This is a genomic window from Rhizobium skierniewicense Ch11 (assembly GCF_023757665.1).
Lineage (GTDB): Bacteria > Pseudomonadota > Alphaproteobacteria > Rhizobiales > Rhizobiaceae > Agrobacterium > Agrobacterium skierniewicense.
Genome location: NZ_RXPG01000009.1, coordinates 13,357 through 28,914 on the forward strand (window position 1 = coordinate 13,357; position 15,558 = coordinate 28,914).

A 15,558-nucleotide genomic window follows, 5' to 3' on the forward strand; every position below is an offset into this window, starting at 1 on the left:
ATCGTAATCTTCCGTAAACTTCTGATGTTGTCAACCAAGTTCAATCAAAATAAATAATGTTGCATCGCACAATGAAAATATATGATCGTTTATGATTGACATTGCGCTTTTGATTGCGCGATATCTGCCTTTAACAGGAGGCGGGCTGGTTCGAAAGTCTGCGAATAAACGATATGGGAGGATATGCCGATGGGACAGACCCGTCTTCTCGAAAGCCGCTGGGACGATGCTTACGCTGCAAAGCTCGATGAGCCGGGCAAACTGCTCTATCGCTCCAACCTGCTGGGCGCGGACAAGCGCATCACCAATTACGGTGGCGGAAACACCTCCGCAAAGGTGCTGGAAACCGATCCTCTAACCGGCGAGAAGGCCCGCGTCATGTGGGTCAAGGGCTCCGGCGGCGATGTCGGCACCATCAAGCTGGATGGCTTTGCCACGCTCTACATGGACAAGCTGGAAGCATTGAAGGGTATCTACAAGGGTGTGGAAGACGAGGACCGGATGGTCGGGTTTCTTCCCCATTGCACCTTCAATCTCAATCCGCGCGCGGCTTCCATCGACACCCCTCTGCACGGTTTCGTGCCGTTCGACCATGTCGATCACATGCACCCGGATGCCATCATCGCCATTGCCGCCTCCAAGAATTCGAAAGAATTGACGCAAGAGATTTTCGGGGCTGACATTGGCTGGCTGCCATGGCGTCGTCCCGGCTTCCAGCTCGGTCTCGATCTCGAAGCCTTCGTGAAGGCCAATCCCAATTCCAAGGGCGTCGTGCTGGAAAGCCACGGCCTTTTCACCTGGGATAATGATGCGAAGACGTGTTACGAACTGACGCTCGCCATCATCAACAAGGCGATCGAATGGTTCGCTGCGAAGACCGAAGGCAAGACCATCTTCGGCGGCGCGGTTGCTAACGCGCTGCCACAGGCAGAACGCCGCGCCATTGCGGCGCGCTTGATGCCGGAAATTCGTGGCCGCATCGGTCGCGATGAACGCAAGCTTGGCCATTTCGATGATCAGGACGCCGTTCTGGAATTCGTCAATTCGGTGCAATTGAAGCCACTCGGTGCGCTCGGCACGTCCTGCCCGGACCACTTTCTGCGCACCAAGATCCGTCCACTGATCCTCGATCTCGACACCGTTAACCCGGATGTGGACGGCGTGGTGGCCGGTCTGGACAAGGCGCTGGAGGATTATCGCGCCGATTACGTCAGGTATTACGAGACCTGCAAACACGACAATTCACCCAAAATCCGTGATCCGAACCCAGTGATTTTTCTCATCCCCGGCGTCGGCATGCTGTCCTTCGCCAAGGACAAGGCGACCGCACGCATCGCCGGTGAGTTCTACGTCAACGCCATCAACGTGATGCGCGGCGCATCGACCGTTTCGGAGTATCAGGGTCTTCCCGAGCAGGAAGCCTTCGATATCGAATACTGGTTGCTGGAAGAAGCAAAGCTCCAGCGTATGCCCAAGCCGAAAAGCCTTGCAGGCCGCGTGGCCTTCATTACCGGCGGCGCTGGTGGCATCGGCCGTGCGACAGCCGAGCGTCTGGCCAGCGAAGGCGCCTGCGTTGTGCTGGCTGACATTGATGAAGCGGCACTTGCAGCCACGAAGGGTGATTTCGAGAAGCGCTACAGCATGGACGCCGTTCGCAGTGTCACGCTGGATGTGACGAAGGAAGACGCGGTGCTTTCGGCCTTTGTCGGAGCCAGCGTTGAATTTGGCGGTGTTGATATTCTGGTATCGAATGCCGGTATTGCCTCATCCGCCCCTGTGGAAGACACGACGCTTGCCATGTGGAACAGGAATATCGACATTCTTGCGACCGGCTATTTCCTTGTGTCGCGGGAGGCGTTCCGCCTGTTCCGTCGCCAGAATCTTGGTGGCAACGTCGTTTTCGTGGCCTCCAAGAACGGCTTGGCGTCGTCACCCAATGCGTCCGCTTACTGCACGGCCAAGGCTGCGGAAATTCACCTCGCACGTTGCCTGGCGCTTGAAGGTGCTGACGCCGGTATTCGCGTCAACACGGTCAACCCTGACGCAGTTCTGCGCGGTTCGAAAATCTGGAACGGGGAGTGGCGGGAACAACGCGCTGCATCGTCCAAGATCGAAATCGATGATTTGGAAGAGCATTACAGGAAGCGTTCCATGCTCAAACTGAATGTCTTGCCGGAAGATATTGCCGAGGCGATCTATTTCTTTGCCTCGGATGTTTCGGCCAAGTCCACGGGCAACATCATCAATGTCGATGCCGGAAATGCGCAGAGCTTCACGCGCTGAACAACGAAAAGCGCCTGCGTGTTTGTTCGCAGGCGCTCTGTCGTACCATGCGCTTACTTGCGCAGAATGACCCAGATGGCATGGATGATGCCGGGGATATAGCCACAGAGTGTCAGCAGGATGTTCAGCCAGAAGTGAAGGCCGAGGCCAACCTGGAGAAAGACGCCGACTGGCGGCAGGAAAATGGCAAGAATGATGCGAATGACGTCCACGATTGAATACCCCGTCTGATTGTTTTCGACGACATAACGTGGGGAGCACGGAATTGGTTCAATCGGCGGGGCACGCAAAGGGAGGAAGAGATGATGGAATTGAGGATTGCGGCAGATATTGTCGAGGCGGAAAACCAAAAGCACGGTGAGGCGCACGATGCGGATTACGCCGCTTTGGGCGAGCATCTCTCGCGCCGCAATATCGACATCGATGTTGTCGCGAAGAAAGTGTCCGAGTTTTTCGTCGCCGTTCCGTCCTGGGGTGTTGGAACCGGCGGCACCCGTTTCGCCCGCTTTCCCGGAAAGGGTGAGCCGCGCGGCATTTTCGACAAGCTGGATGATTGCGCCGTCATCAACCAGCTGACATCTGCCACGCCCAATGTTTCCCTGCATATTCCATGGGATAAGGAAGATCCGAAAGCGCTCAAGGCGCATGCGAGCGCGCTGGGCCTTGGCTTCGATGCCATGAATTCCAACACGTTTTCCGATGCGCCGGACCAGCCCCATTCCTACAAATACGGCTCGCTGAGCCATGCCGATGCGGCAACGCGTCGACAGGCCGTCGACCACAACATCGAATGCATCGAAATCGGCACTGCGCTCGGCTCCAAGGCGCTGACGGTGTGGGTGGGAGACGGCTCCAATTTCCCAGGGCAGAGCAATTTCACCAAGAGCTTCGAGCGTTATCTCTCCGGAATGGCAGAGATCTACAAAGCGTTGCCGGATGACTGGCGCATCTTCTCCGAACACAAGATGTACGAACCTGCCTTCTATTCCACAGTGGTGCAGGATTGGGGCACGAACTACCTCATTGCCAATACTTTGGGTGAAAAGGCATTCTGCCTGGTGGACCTCGGCCACCACGCGCCCAATACCAACATCGAAATGATCGTCGCCCGCCTCATCCAGTTCGGCAAACTCGGCGGTTTCCACTTCAACGACAGCAAATATGGCGATGACGACCTGGATGCAGGCTCCATCGATCCTTACCGCCTGTTCCTCGTCTTTAACGAGTTGGTGGATGCCGACCATCGCGGCGTCAAGGGCTTCCACCCGGCCCACATGATCGACCAATCGCACAATGTGACCGACCCCATCGAAAGCCTGATCTCCAGCGCCAACGAAATCCGCCGCGCCTACGCGCAGGCGCTGCTGGTTGACCGGATGGCACTCGATGGCTTCCAGCAGGACAACGATGCCCTCATGGCATCAGACACGCTGAAACGCGCGTATCGGACCGATGTGGAACCTATTCTGGCAGAGGTCCGGAGACGGGCAGGCGGAGCCATCGATCCTGTCGCCACCTACCGCGCCAGCGGCTATCGCGCCAAGGTGGCAGCGGAACGCCCTGAATCGAAAGGCGGCAGTGGCGGCATCATCTGAGGCGCTCCACCGATGCGGCAAACGTTAACACATGAAGGCATGCGAGAGCGTGCCTTCATGCATTTGTAACCAAATATGTCCGCCATTAAAGAATCGTGTTTTTCGCCCCATCATCTTCACATTCGCGTTTATGTTAGGGCGTTATGAAACAACCAATAGACAGATCAGGCCTGATTTTCGTCGCGCTCTTGTTAGTGCTTGTGGGCATCGTCGTAAGCATTGCGTTTCTGAACGGCGATCGGCAGCTTTCACCGCAAAGCCAGGATGGGACGTTGATACCGAGGACGACGGTTCAGCCGCAGACCCAACAGTGATGGCAGCGTCAGCGTTGAGAAAACTGTTCTGCTGGCGTTCATCATAAGGGATGTACACTTGCCACATAACGCAGGAGAACCATCATGAAACTGGCAAGCCTTACTCTGCTTATTGTGACGACGATTTTTTCTGTCGGCCATGGACCGTTCGCTGCGCAAGCGCAGGACTTCGAACTATATATCGGCGAAGGCAGAGATAGGGCCTACAGGCCCGATCGCGACTACCGTGAAGGCGGAAACAGAGATTACCGGCCTGAGCGGGACTACCGTGAAGAGCGCTACGATCGGGGTTGCAGCCCCAGGGAAGCGATAAGAAATGCCCTTCGTCGGGGTATGACCGATCCGCAGATCATCGAAGCCGACTCGCGGCGCATCGTGATTGAGGGCTACGGTCGCAGAAACGAATATACCCGACTTCGACTGGCCAACCGAGAAGGCTGCCCTCGTATCGGCTAATCCTACATCGAGACCGATCTTTCTTGACCCCGCAGGCGTTTCAGCTTGGCCGGAACGCCTGCGTATATTCCCATCGTCACGGTTTCTCCGCGCACCACGGAGCCGGCCGCAATAACGCATCCGTCAGCGATCTTGGCACCGTCGAGAATGACGCAATTGGCACCAATCCAGACATCGTTTCCGATCGTGATGCCGATTGAAGAGTTGCCCTGGGATTTTATCGTTCTCGTGGGGTCGTCGAAATTGTGATTGGAAGCGACGATTGTCACGTGCGCCGCGACCCGAACGTCATTCCCTATGACGACGCGACCGGGCCCGTAGATAATCGCATACGGGTTAAGACTGAAGTTGTTCCCGATGGTGATGTCGCCGCCATAGGTGTGAATGATGGAGCCTCTGCGGATATGCGCTCGTCGGCCTATCTTTATGGTGCCAGTTCGGACGAGAAACTGGGTTCCGAAGTTAATGTCGCACTTGGGTCCGAACTGAACCTTTCCCCTGCTCAAAAAACCAATAACGCGCTGTCTTGCCCGTCGTAAAAACACGCTTGCAAACTCCCTATTCTCTGCGCCTATCGACCAGTGGAGTTGACCTTATAGATCGTCAAACTGGCACGAACCTATATTCGAATGACGGTCATCAGACTGCGATGAACGAAGACATGTGGTTGGATTTATAATCTTGAAAGTGGTGCCGCTTGCAGGACTCGAACCTGCGACCCCATCATTACGAATGATGTGCTCTACCACCTGAGCTAAAGCGGCTTGCCAAGCGTCGAACAGGTGTCCGCGCGGTGTATGGCGGGCTGATACAGGCATTGGGGAGGGATTTCAAGTCTTGAATAAGGCTTCGACCAAAAATCCCGCGTCCCCACTCCTTGTCGGCGCCATCAAGCCAGAATGCGAGCCTTGGCGGCGTCGTATTCCTTGGCAAGGCGACCCACCAGTGCGGAAACGGGTTCGACCGCCTTCACCGCACCGACGCCCTGACCGGCACCCCAGATATCTTTCCATGCCTTGGCGCCGCTGGTTGCGGCTCCGAAATCCATTTTGGATGGGTCGGCAACCGGGAGGTTGTCCGGGTCCATGCCTGCGGCGACAATGGAGGCCTTCATATAGTTGCCGTGAATGCCGGTGAAATAGTTGGAATAGACGATATCGCTGGCCTGGGCATCAACGATGGCCTGTTTGTAGGCGTCGTTCGCCCTCGCTTCTGTCGTGGCAATGAAGGGGGAGCCGATATAGGCCATATCCGCGCCCATGGCCTGTGCTGCGAGGATTGCACCGCCATTGGCGATGGCACCTGCCAGAAGCAGGGGGCCGTCAAACCATTCACGGATTTCCTGCACCAAAGCAAAGGGTGAGAGCGTGCCCGCATGGCCGCCAGCGCCTGTAGCCACGGCAATCAGCCCATCGGCACCCTTGCGGATGGCGGAGTTGGCGTGGCGATTGTTGATGACATCGTGCAGCACGATGCCGCCATAGGAATGGATCGCCGCGTTCACCTCCGGAACCGCACCAAGTGAAGAGATGACGATCGGCACCCGGTATTTGACGCACAAACCGAGGTCGTGCTCGAGACGCTTGTTGGACGTGTGGACGATCTGGTTGACGGCAAAGGGGGCTGCCGGGCGATCAGGGTTCGCCGCATTATGGTTGGCGAGGTCCTCGGTCATCATCGCCAGCCATTCGTCCAGCTGGCTTTCGGGACGCGCGTTGAGCGCCGGAAATGCACCGACGACACCCGCCTTGCATTGCGCCAGCGTCAGTTCGGGATGCGAGATGATGAACAGTGGCGAGGCAATGACCGGCAGTCGAAGATTGTCCCTGAGTACGGACGGCAGCATGTTTCCTCCCATGAATGACGTTTACGCGCACGTAAGATGTAGCGAAGCCAGCAGGATATGAAAAGCGAAAAAGAGGAGGGCGGTGGTGGGAGCCTTGAGGCCGTTGACCCCGCGACCGTCATGCCTTTGCGATACCGGGTTTGCTGGAGTGAGATGTTCGCCCGACGGCCAAACCGGCCGCTCGGCGCACCCGCTCAGCACGTTTTCCCCATTCCATCCCCATATTTGACCAAGACGTCTCTTGCGGTTGGGCAAGCGAGAGGTTACCGAATCGTAAACATATGGCGCAATGCCGCAAAAGCCTTTCGGATGGCGAGAAAAGGACCGATAGTGAGCGGACTGGAAACGGCAATCAGAAATGCCCTGGAAAAATCGGACCGATCCAGTGCCGAAGTTCGGGCACGGATTTACCAGTCTTCGCGCCAGGCGCTGGAAGCTGGATTGCGCAAACAGGGGATAGACGACCCCGAGGTCGTGGCACAGCAACGCCAGCGCCTAGAGGTGCTTGTTCACACGATTGAGGCCGAAGAGCGAAATCGGCTGCTGAGCGTGGTGGAAGATCATGTCCGGCGTGAAGCATCTCGCACATCGGCACCCGTACAGCCCGTGTCGCGCGCCGCCCCGCAAGTTGCGCCGCCTTCACCACGCCCGGACGAAGACGATGTGCTGCCGGTTGACGCGCCAGTTCGCGCCGAAGCGCCAGTCGACGCGACGACAACAAGCCGCAGCGGCGATGATTTTCATGCCGAACGGGGAGTGATCGCACCGGACGCGCGGACTGCGCCTGCTGCTGATGCGGCATCCCTGTCGTTTACGCCGCAGCGCACCGCAAAAGCCCGCCGCAAGAAAGGTGTCGTCGCCCGGCTATTCATCTCTTTTACGCTTATCGCTTTTTTCGGTTTCGGCGCGTGGTGGATCTACAGTTCCGGCATATTGCTGAGCCCGTCGGAGCGCGACACCGCTGTCCCCAACCCGCCACCGGAAGTGCATTCGGAAGATTTTACCGGCACCGAGGCAGCACCCCAGCCTAGCCTTGAAGCAGGACGTGGCTTTTCCGATGCATGGGAAGAGGTCTTCAACGCAGAGAGGGGTAGCCAGGGACTTCAGGCAGGTTCGCTTGCGGCCCTTGAGCCGATTTCGACGGCGGCCGGCAAGGCCGTTCGTCTCACGTCGCGGGTTTCGGAGGACGATGGTAATATCGCCATCACGGTTCCGGCTGATGTTCTGCGTGAAATGGCAGGCAAGTCCTCGACCATCGCCATCACCCTGCAGTCTTCCAGCGACCGCCAGACCCAGCTGTCCATCAGCTGCGATTTTGGCAGCCTTGGGAATTGCGCCCGCCACCGCTTCACGGCAACCCCAGAACGTGCCGATATGTTGATCAATGTCACGTTTGACCGCACGCTCGCGCCAAGCAACCCTGGCACCATCATTATCAACAGCGATATCGACGGCAACGGACGCCCCGTCAATCTTTACTCGGCACGCATTCTGCCGGGGCAGTGACCGTTCAACAGGTCGGCCTTGATATTGCGTTCCCTTGGAAAAAGGGAACGCTTTGAAGAACTGACGTTAACGGGAACGCGAAGTCATCACACTCTCGACATGGTGATGCGTCAGAGCGGGTCCACAGTCCTACTTCAGAAAATCGGGCCCGGAACCGAGGATTTTGTGATCGATATCACCGATCACCGCCTTGTCTTTTCCCTCGTAATCCAGTGATTTCAGAATGTGTTTGATGAGATTGATGCGGGCGCGGCGTTTGTCATTGGCGCGAATGACGGTCCAGGGCGCTTCGTCATTGTGGGTTTTTTCCAGCATCAGATCGCGCATGGCCGTGTAGTCGTCCCACTTTGTCAGCGCGGCGATGTCCATATCCGAGAGTTTCCAGGCCTTCAAAGGGCTATGGCGGCGGTCGTGAAAACGGTCGAGTTGCGTTTCGCGACCGGTATCCAGCCAGAATTTGAAGAGATAGGTGCCTTCGTGGACTACCATCTTTTCGAGACGAGGGGCTTCTTTCAGGAAACGCTTGTGTTCGTCGGGTGTGCAGAAACCCATGATCGGCTCGACACCGGCCCGGTTATACCAGGAGCGGTCGAACATGACGAATTCGCCAGCTGTCGGGAAATGAGAGATGTAACGTTGGAAATACCATTGGCCGCGTTCGGTTTCGCTCGGTTTGGTAAGTGCGACGACGCGCGCGCTACGGGGATTGAGGTATTCCTTGATGACGGAGATAACGCCACCTTTTCCGGCAGCATCGCGTCCCTCGAAAACCGACATGACACGCGTACCGGTGGCCTGAAGCCACGATTGCACCTTCACGAGTTCGATCTGCAGCGCCTCAAGCGTCTCGTCATACTCCTCACGCTTCATCTTCTTGTCGTAGGGAAAGCCACCGGCTGACAGCTTATGGTCTTCCACCCAGTCCGGCAGAACCGGGTCATCGATGTTGAAGATGCGGGTTTTTCCGTTGATCTGAAGTTCAACCGAACGGTCCTTGGCGGTTTCGCTCATCATCGCTCCCTGGGTGCTGCTTTAAGAATTTGACGGTGCTCTCAAAAAACGAGCCCGCGTCCCGTATGGATATCAAACTGTTGAAAAAGACATAGTGATGAATCTCTGTCATGAAAGAGCGATAGAAGGTTTCGATGCGCGATTTGCGGCGAAAGGTGAAGGTAACCTGAGATGGTGGGGAATGAAGTCAGCACATCGACGCGATATCTGAACAGACTTCGCCGCGGCTGGTTGCCTATCCTGGTCGTTTCGGTGCTTGCTGTCGTTGCCTCTCTCGAACTTCTGTCTCCTTACGTTCCCGCCGTTTTGTGGGTCGCGGCCGTTCTGGCCATTCTTGGCCTCAATTCCGGACCGTCTTTCAAGGCTCAGGCGCGTGTGGAAGTGTCGACCTCAGCCGATGACGCGCAAACTGTCAGCGAAAGCCTGCTTGCCGGCGTAAGCTCGGGGCTTGCCGCACTCGATACGCCGGTCTTCATTCTGGATCGCAACGCCAGCGTTCTCTTCGAAAATGCCGCCGCTGAACGCGCCTTCGGTTTGCTGCCGGTCGGTTCGCACATTTCCGGTCGCATGCGCTCACCCGGTCTCCTCGACGTCATTCGTGAAGCCATCACGACAGGTGAGGCCAATCAGGTGGAACATTCCGAGCGGTTGCCGTCCGAACGCGTCTTCATCGTTCGCATCGCCAAGGTGGTCACGAAGGACAAGGCAGGCGCCCCGCTTTATGTCTTGTCGTTCCGGGACATTTCCGAGTTGCGCCGCATAGACCGCATGCGCAGCGATTTCGTTGCCAATGCCAGCCATGAATTGCGCACGCCCCTGGCATCGTTGCGCGGTTTTATCGAGACCATGCAGGGCCCGGCCCGCGACGATCCGAAGGCACGCGAGCGATTTTTGGGCATCATGCTGGATCAGGCCACCCGTATGAGCCGTCTGGTGGATGACCTGATGTCACTGTCTCGGCTGGAGTTGCGGGCCAATATCGCGCCGGACCAGAAGGTGGATCTTGTGCCGCTGCTGGGTCATGTGCGGGATTCTCTGTTGCCGCTGGCACAGGACCTCGATGTTTCCATCAACCTGCATATGCCGGATGGTAAGGTGGAGGTGACGGGGGACCGTGACGAGTTGGTGCAGGTGTTCCAGAACCTCGTCGAAAACGCCTGCAAATACGGACAAGACGGCAAGGTCGTGGACGTCGCGCTGCGTTCGGATGCCGGAAAGCCGGTCGAAGTCAGCGTGTTGGACAAAGGGCCGGGCATTCCAGCCGAGCATGTGCCGCGTCTGACCGAGCGATTTTATCGTGTCAGTGTGGCAGACAGCCGCTCAAAAAAAGGAACGGGTCTTGGGCTTGCCATCGTCAAACACATCCTCACCCGTCACCGAGCCCGGCTGATTATCCGCTCCGAGCTTGACGTGGGCACGGACTTCACGGTGCGTTTTTAACACAAGACTCGAATAGATCGTGATGTTATAAAAAATACGTAATAAAATCAAACTCTTGATATGTCACAAATACTTCATCGAAATGACATAAAAGGGTGTGGCAAGACTGGTTATGAAGAGGCCGCCGGGGCAGCCCAGACTGGGCAGAGGGTAAAAGATACTGCCGGCAGCGTCCACACATGCCCGCCACGGGCCCCATACGGGAGAGTTACATGAACATCGTTAAATTGTCCGCCGCAGCCTTGGTGGCTTCGGTTGCCTTTGCAGGTGCTGCTGCTGCGCGCGACCAGATCCAGGTTGCCGGTTCGTCCACCGTTCTGCCTTATGCAAAGATCGTTGCTGAGACGTTTGCTGAAACCTTTCCTGACTTCAAGGCTCCTGTTGTGGAGTCCGGCGGCACGGGCGGCGGTCTGAAGGCGTTCTGCTCGGGCGTTGGTGAAGGCACGATCGATATCGCCAATGCTTCGCGTCCTATCAAGGCTGACGAACTTGCGGCCTGTAAGGCAGCCGGCGTTGCTGACGTTCAGGAAGTCAAGATCGGTTACGACGGCATCGTGTTCGCAATGGACAAGTCCAACAAGGACATCAAGCTCGTGCCGAAGGACCTCTACCTCGGTCTCGCCGCTGAAATCGTCAAGGACGGCAAGCTTGTTGCCAACCCTTACAAGAAGTGGACGGAAATCAACAAGGACCTGCCGGATGTTGCGATTGCCGCTTACATCCCTGGCTCCAAGCACGGCACGCGCGAAGTCTTCGAAGAGAAGATCATGGCTGACGGCTGCAAGGAAGCTGGCGCAACCGAGGCTCTCAAGACCCTCGTGACCGATGCCAAGCAGGCTGCCGCCAAGTGCATTGCCGTTCGTAAAGACGGCGCTGCTGTCGATATCGACGGTGACTACACCGAAACGCTTGCCCGCATCGATGCCAACAAGGGTGGCCTCGGCGTGTTTGGTCTCGCATTCTACGAAAACAATAAGGACAAGCTGAAGGTTGCGACCGTCAGCGACGTTGTTCCATCGACCGAAACCGTTGCGAGCGGCAAGTATCCCGTGTCGCGCCCCCTGTTCTTCTACGTCAAGAAGGCACATGTCGGCGTCATTCCAGGCGTGAAGGAATATGTCGATTTCTTCCTGTCCGACGAAATGATCGGCCCTGACTCTCCGCTGGCAAACTACGGCTTGGTGTCTGCTCCAGATGCAGAGCGCAAGGAAATCCGTGCGAAGTTCGAAGCTGGTACCACGATGTAACAAAGCGGGATGCGCGGCGGGGCGTCGCGCATCCATCCTTCTGTGGATTGTCGTCTAACGTTGATCGAAACGCTTAAATCCGTTGATCGCTTTGTGTATCAAGCCGGACTGCGTTGGTTTTGTCCGAACAGATGACATCTTCGGTCAAAAGGCCAGAATTTTTATCGCCTTTGAAAGTGCCCGATACCGCATCGCGCCATGTGGCGTGTCGAGGAAAGTTTCATGAACACACCTATCATTTTGTTGATACTGGCGTTGATCGGCATCACCAGTTACGTGCTTGGCACGCGCCGCGCTGTCGCGCTGGCAGGTGGTCGTCCATCATCCATGCATTCTCGCGCCGGTTACCATGGCTCTTACGCACTGGTCTGGGCCATCCTGCCGTCGGCCTTCATTCTGGCTGTTTGGCTCATCGTCAGCCCGATGGTCATCACGGCTGCGGTTCGCGCCGAGTTTCCTGAAGATATTCGCGCGCAGTCGGAGGCGCAACAGAGCCTGAACTACGGCATGGTCGGCTCCATTGCCCGTGGTCTTCAGCGCCTCACACCGGAAGAGCACGAGGCCGTCAAAGCCGGTGCGCCTGTCCGTCCTCTGCTTGCCGCCAAGGGTGTCGCGATTGCCGGTGACCCAGAGCCTTATATGGTGGAAGCAGCCCAGACGCTGAACACGATGACGACGTCCAGCCGCATCGGCATGATCGTCGTTGTGCTGGGTGTCGCGTTGATCGGCGCCCTCTATGCGATCCGCGCCATTGCGCCGCGGTTTCGGGCCAGAAACAAAGTTGAGCGCGTCATTCTCGGTGCGCTTTTGCTGGCGTCGTCGCTTGCTATTTTGACGACCATCGGCATCGTCATGTCGATGCTGACGGAAGCCATTCAGTTTTTCAACATGGTGCCAGCCCACGAGTTCTTCTTCGGCACCGTTTGGGATCCGCGGTTTGCAGCCGCAGGCGCAACGGAATCGGTCGGTCAGTTCGGTCTCATTCCGCTTCTTGCCGGTACACTCTACATCGGTTTCGTCGCCATGCTGGTCGCGGTTCCGGTGGGACTGTTCTCGGCCATCTACATGGCAGAATATGCCTCTCGGCGTGTCCGTTCCATCGCAAAGCCGCTGCTGGAAGTTTTGGCCGGTATTCCGACCATCGTCTACGGCTTCTTCGCGCTGACTACCGTTGGCCCTTTCCTGCGAGACATCTCCTCGCAGATCAATGGTCTGACGACCGGCGATTACACCTCATTCATCCAGGCGCAGAGCGTTCTGACGGCTGGCTTCGTGATGGGCATCATGCTCATTCCCTACGTGTCCTCGCTGTCGGACGACATCATTACAGCGGTGCCACGCACGCTTCGTGATGGGTCGCTTGGTCTGGGGGCCACGCGCTCCGAGACCATCAAGCGCGTTCTCCTGCCTGCTGCCCTGCCAGGCATCGTCGGGGCCATTCTGATGACGGCATCGCGCGCCATCGGTGAAACGATGATCGTGGTTCTGGCGGCAGGTGTTGCCGCACGCTTGCAGATCAGCCCGTTTGAACCGATGACGACGGTGACGGTAAAGATCGTCAGCCAGTTGACGGGCGACCTTGAGTTTACCTCGCCGCAGACGCTGGTTGCCTTTGCGCTCGGCATCACGCTGTTCGCCATCACGCTATGCCTTAATATCTACGCGCTCTTCATTGTGCGCAAATACCGGGAGCAGTACGAATGATCGACGTTGTTTCTTCGGCGGCTGGTGTGCCAGTCGCGCCAAAGACGGCCCGTCGCGATATCGGCATCAAGCGCCGTTACGCAGCCGAGCGTCGCTTCCGCACCTACGGCGTTGCCGCGATCTCCTTCGGGCTGCTGTTCCTTTTCCTCCTGATCTGGTCGGTTGTGGGCAAAGGCTACACGGCGTTTCAACAGACGACGATCACGGTTCCGGTGGAGTTTTCCGAACAGATCATCGATCCCGACAATCAACGTGCCACAAATCCGAACAAGCTTGTGACGGCGAACTACCCGGTTCTGGCGCGCAACGCGGTGGCCAGGGCGCTGGGCGTGTCGCTGGACGACCGCACCGCCTTGCGCACCATCGGGACCATGGTGTCCGATAGTGTTCGCACCCAGCTGCGCGACATCGTGACAACGGATCCAAGCGTGATTGGTACGACGCGCAATGTCGCGCTTCTGGCGTCCGGCGATATCGACTCGGCCTTCAAGGGCCAGTTTGACATGACCGGCGAAGAGGCAAACCGCCGCGTCTCCGACCAGCAGGTCAAGTGGATGGATCAGCTCGTCGCAAGCGGCCAGCTTGCCAAGCAGTTCAACACCGGCATTTTCGTGAATGGCGCATCGAGCCGTCCGGAGGCCGCCGGTGTGGGCGTTGCGCTCATCGGTTCCTTCTACATGATGATGATCGTTCTCGTGCTGTCCCTGCCGATAGGCGTGGCAGCCTCGATCTATCTGGAGGAGTTCGCGCCCAAGAACCGCATTACCGATCTGATCGAGGTGAACATCAACAACCTCGCAGCCGTGCCATCGATTGTCTACGGTCTGCTCGGCCTGTCGGTCTTCATCAACTTCATGGGCTTCCCGCGCTCGGCATCTCTGGTCGGCGGCTTCGTGCTGACACTGATGACCTTGCCGACGATCATCATTGCGACCCGTGCGGCGCTCAAGGCCGTTCCGCCATCGATCCGCGCTGCGGCTTTGGGGCTGGGCGCCTCGAAGATGCAGACGATCTTCCACCATGTTCTTCCGCTGGCCATGCCGGGAATTCTGACCGGCACCATCATCGGCCTGGCCCATGCTCTGGGGGAAACCGCTCCCCTGCTGTTGATCGGCATGGTCGCCTTCGTCGCAAACTACCCGACAACGCCGATGGACCCATCCACGGCCTTGCCGGTCCAGATCTATATGTGGGCAAACGAGGCAGAGCGCGCCTTTGTCGAACGGACATCCGGCGCTATCATCATCCTGCTGATTTTCCTCGTTGTCATGAATGTTGGCGCAATTCTCTTGCGGCGTCGCTTCGAGCGGCGCTGGTAAAAGGAGCTTAGAACGATGAATATGTTGTCGGAAGCAGCAATGGAAAAGGCGCTGGACAAGAAAATGAATGACGTTTCTCATAAGATGATTGGCAAGGACGTATCCGTCTACTACAGCGACAAAAGGGCGCTGTACGATGTGAACCTCAACGTCCGCGAAAACACCGTGACCGCGCTCATCGGTCCATCGGGCTGTGGCAAATCCACATTCCTGCGAACGCTGAACCGCATGAACGACACGATCGACGGTTGCCGCGTCACGGGTAAGATCACGCTCGATGGCGAAGATATCTACGACAGCAACATCGATGTGGTTGAACTGCGCGCCCGTGTCGGCATGGTGTTTCAGAAGCCGAACCCGTTTCCGAAGTCGATCTACGAGAACATCGCCTACGGCCCGCGCATTCACGGTCTTGCCCGCAACAAAGCGGATATGGACCAGATCGTCGAGGCCAGCCTTCAAAAGGCAGGTCTGTGGAACGAAGCCAAGGATCGCCTGCTGGAATCCGGGACGGGCCTTTCGGGTGGTCAGCAACAGCGTCTGTGCATCGCCCGCGCGATTGCCGTCAGCCCTGAAGTCATTTTGATGGACGAACCCTGCTCGGCGCTCGACCCTATCGCAACGGCCAAGGTCGAGGAACTGATCCACGAACTTCGCTCGAACTACACCATCGTCATCGTGACCCACTCCATGCAACAGGCAGCCCGCGTTTCACAGCGCACTGCGATGTTCCATCTGGGTCATCTCGTGGAAGAAAACGACACCGACAAGATGTTCACCAACCCGGATGACCAGCGCACGCAGGATTACATCATGGGTCGCTTCGGCTGATCCTGT

Annotated in this window: 14 protein-coding genes and 1 tRNA gene; 10 read left to right on the forward strand and 5 right to left on the reverse strand. The window is 57.4% G+C overall.

Going from position 1 to position 15,558, the window contains the following annotated elements; genetic code table 11:
- Positions 1-189 precede the first annotated feature (189 nt).
- A complete protein-coding gene (locus EKM04_RS08440; protein WP_183893813.1) occupies positions 190-2,283 on the forward strand; it encodes a bifunctional rhamnulose-1-phosphate aldolase/short-chain dehydrogenase in 2,094 nt (697 codons plus the stop codon).
- A gap of 53 nt (positions 2,284-2,336) precedes the next feature.
- Here EKM04_RS08440 and EKM04_RS08445 read toward each other — a convergent pair whose 3' ends face one another.
- A complete protein-coding gene (locus tag EKM04_RS08445) occupies positions 2,337-2,495 on the reverse strand; it encodes a YqaE/Pmp3 family membrane protein (RefSeq protein WP_042618061.1) in 159 nt (52 codons plus the stop codon).
- Positions 2,496-2,585: 90 nt separating this feature from the next.
- Here EKM04_RS08445 and rhaI point away from each other — a divergent pair, with 90 nt between their 5' ends.
- Positions 2,586-3,878: an L-rhamnose catabolism isomerase gene (gene rhaI / locus EKM04_RS08450; RefSeq protein WP_183893815.1), complete on the forward strand. Its 1,293-nt coding sequence runs from the start codon at positions 2,586-2,588 to the stop codon at positions 3,876-3,878.
- A 398-nt stretch (positions 3,879-4,276) separates the two neighbouring features.
- Positions 4,277-4,648: a hypothetical protein gene (locus EKM04_RS08455; RefSeq protein WP_183893817.1), complete on the forward strand. Its 372-nt coding sequence runs from the start codon at positions 4,277-4,279 to the stop codon at positions 4,646-4,648.
- Between the two features lie 2 nt (positions 4,649-4,650).
- Here the strand turns inward: EKM04_RS08455 and EKM04_RS23025 are convergent, their stop codons facing one another.
- The gene (locus EKM04_RS23025) at positions 4,651-4,917 is read right to left on the reverse strand and encodes an acyltransferase (RefSeq protein WP_252094050.1); all 267 of its coding nucleotides are present in this window, start codon (positions 4,915-4,917) and stop codon (positions 4,651-4,653) included.
- Between EKM04_RS23025 and EKM04_RS23030 the strand changes: the two genes are divergently transcribed.
- Positions 4,918-5,187, forward strand: a complete 270-nt coding sequence (locus EKM04_RS23030; protein WP_183894481.1) for a hypothetical protein — start codon at positions 4,918-4,920, stop codon at positions 5,185-5,187.
- A 149-nt stretch (positions 5,188-5,336) separates the two neighbouring features.
- Here EKM04_RS23030 and EKM04_RS08470 read toward each other — a convergent pair.
- Positions 5,337-5,412 (reverse strand) — tRNA-Thr (locus EKM04_RS08470).
- A gap of 125 nt (positions 5,413-5,537) precedes the next feature.
- Positions 5,538-6,494 (reverse strand): NAD(P)H-dependent flavin oxidoreductase, encoded by a 957-nt coding sequence (locus EKM04_RS08475; RefSeq protein WP_174152007.1) that lies wholly within the window; start codon positions 6,492-6,494, stop codon positions 5,538-5,540.
- Positions 6,495-6,824: 330 nt separating this feature from the next.
- Between EKM04_RS08475 and EKM04_RS08480 the strand changes: the two genes are divergently transcribed.
- Complete coding sequence (locus EKM04_RS08480) at positions 6,825-8,000, forward strand: hypothetical protein (protein WP_183893818.1); 1,176 nt, start codon at positions 6,825-6,827, stop codon at positions 7,998-8,000.
- 129 nt (positions 8,001-8,129) lie between these two features.
- Here EKM04_RS08480 and ppk2 read toward each other — a convergent pair whose 3' ends face one another.
- Positions 8,130-9,011, reverse strand: coding sequence for a polyphosphate kinase 2 (gene ppk2 / locus EKM04_RS08485; protein WP_174152009.1), 882 nt, complete (start codon positions 9,009-9,011; stop codon positions 8,130-8,132).
- A gap of 171 nt (positions 9,012-9,182) precedes the next feature.
- Between ppk2 and phoR the strand changes: the two genes are divergently transcribed.
- The 5 genes from phoR (at position 9,183) to pstB (ending at position 15,552) form a co-directional block, all read left to right on the forward strand.
- Positions 9,183-10,451, forward strand: coding sequence for a phosphate regulon sensor histidine kinase PhoR (gene phoR / locus EKM04_RS08490; RefSeq protein WP_183893820.1), 1,269 nt, complete (start codon positions 9,183-9,185; stop codon positions 10,449-10,451).
- 212 nt (positions 10,452-10,663) lie between these two features.
- Complete coding sequence (locus tag EKM04_RS08495) at positions 10,664-11,698, forward strand: substrate-binding domain-containing protein (RefSeq protein WP_174152011.1); 1,035 nt, start codon at positions 10,664-10,666, stop codon at positions 11,696-11,698.
- Positions 11,699-11,920: 222 nt separating this feature from the next.
- Complete coding sequence (pstC, locus tag EKM04_RS08500; RefSeq protein ID WP_174152012.1) at positions 11,921-13,402, forward strand: phosphate ABC transporter permease subunit PstC; 1,482 nt, start codon at positions 11,921-11,923, stop codon at positions 13,400-13,402.
- A complete protein-coding gene (pstA, locus tag EKM04_RS08505) occupies positions 13,399-14,721 on the forward strand; it encodes a phosphate ABC transporter permease PstA (protein WP_183893822.1) in 1,323 nt (440 codons plus the stop codon). Before pstC ends, pstA begins: the two co-directional genes overlap by 4 nt.
- A gap of 15 nt (positions 14,722-14,736) precedes the next feature.
- A complete protein-coding gene (pstB, locus tag EKM04_RS08510; protein ID WP_045229898.1) occupies positions 14,737-15,552 on the forward strand; it encodes a phosphate ABC transporter ATP-binding protein PstB in 816 nt (271 codons plus the stop codon).
- Positions 15,553-15,558 lie beyond the last annotated feature (6 nt).

Coding starts and splice junctions, on each gene's coding strand:
- EKM04_RS08440 (WP_183893813.1), top strand. CDS start 190: ATGGGACAGACCCGTCTTCTCGAAAGCCGCTGGGACGATGCTTACGCT.
- rhaI (WP_183893815.1), top strand. CDS start 2,586: ATGATGGAATTGAGGATTGCGGCAGATATTGTCGAGGCGGAAAACCAA.
- EKM04_RS08455 (WP_183893817.1), top strand. CDS start 4,277: ATGAAACTGGCAAGCCTTACTCTGCTTATTGTGACGACGATTTTTTCT.
- EKM04_RS08475 (WP_174152007.1), bottom strand. CDS start 6,494: ATGCTGCCGTCCGTACTCAGGGACAATCTTCGACTGCCGGTCATTGCC.
- ppk2 (WP_174152009.1), bottom strand. CDS start 9,011: ATGAGCGAAACCGCCAAGGACCGTTCGGTTGAACTTCAGATCAACGGA.
- phoR (WP_183893820.1), top strand. CDS start 9,183: ATGGTGGGGAATGAAGTCAGCACATCGACGCGATATCTGAACAGACTT.
- EKM04_RS08495 (WP_174152011.1), top strand. CDS start 10,664: ATGAACATCGTTAAATTGTCCGCCGCAGCCTTGGTGGCTTCGGTTGCC.
- pstC (WP_174152012.1), top strand. CDS start 11,921: ATGAACACACCTATCATTTTGTTGATACTGGCGTTGATCGGCATCACC.
- pstA (WP_183893822.1), top strand. CDS start 13,399: ATGATCGACGTTGTTTCTTCGGCGGCTGGTGTGCCAGTCGCGCCAAAG.
- pstB (WP_045229898.1), top strand. CDS start 14,737: ATGAATATGTTGTCGGAAGCAGCAATGGAAAAGGCGCTGGACAAGAAA.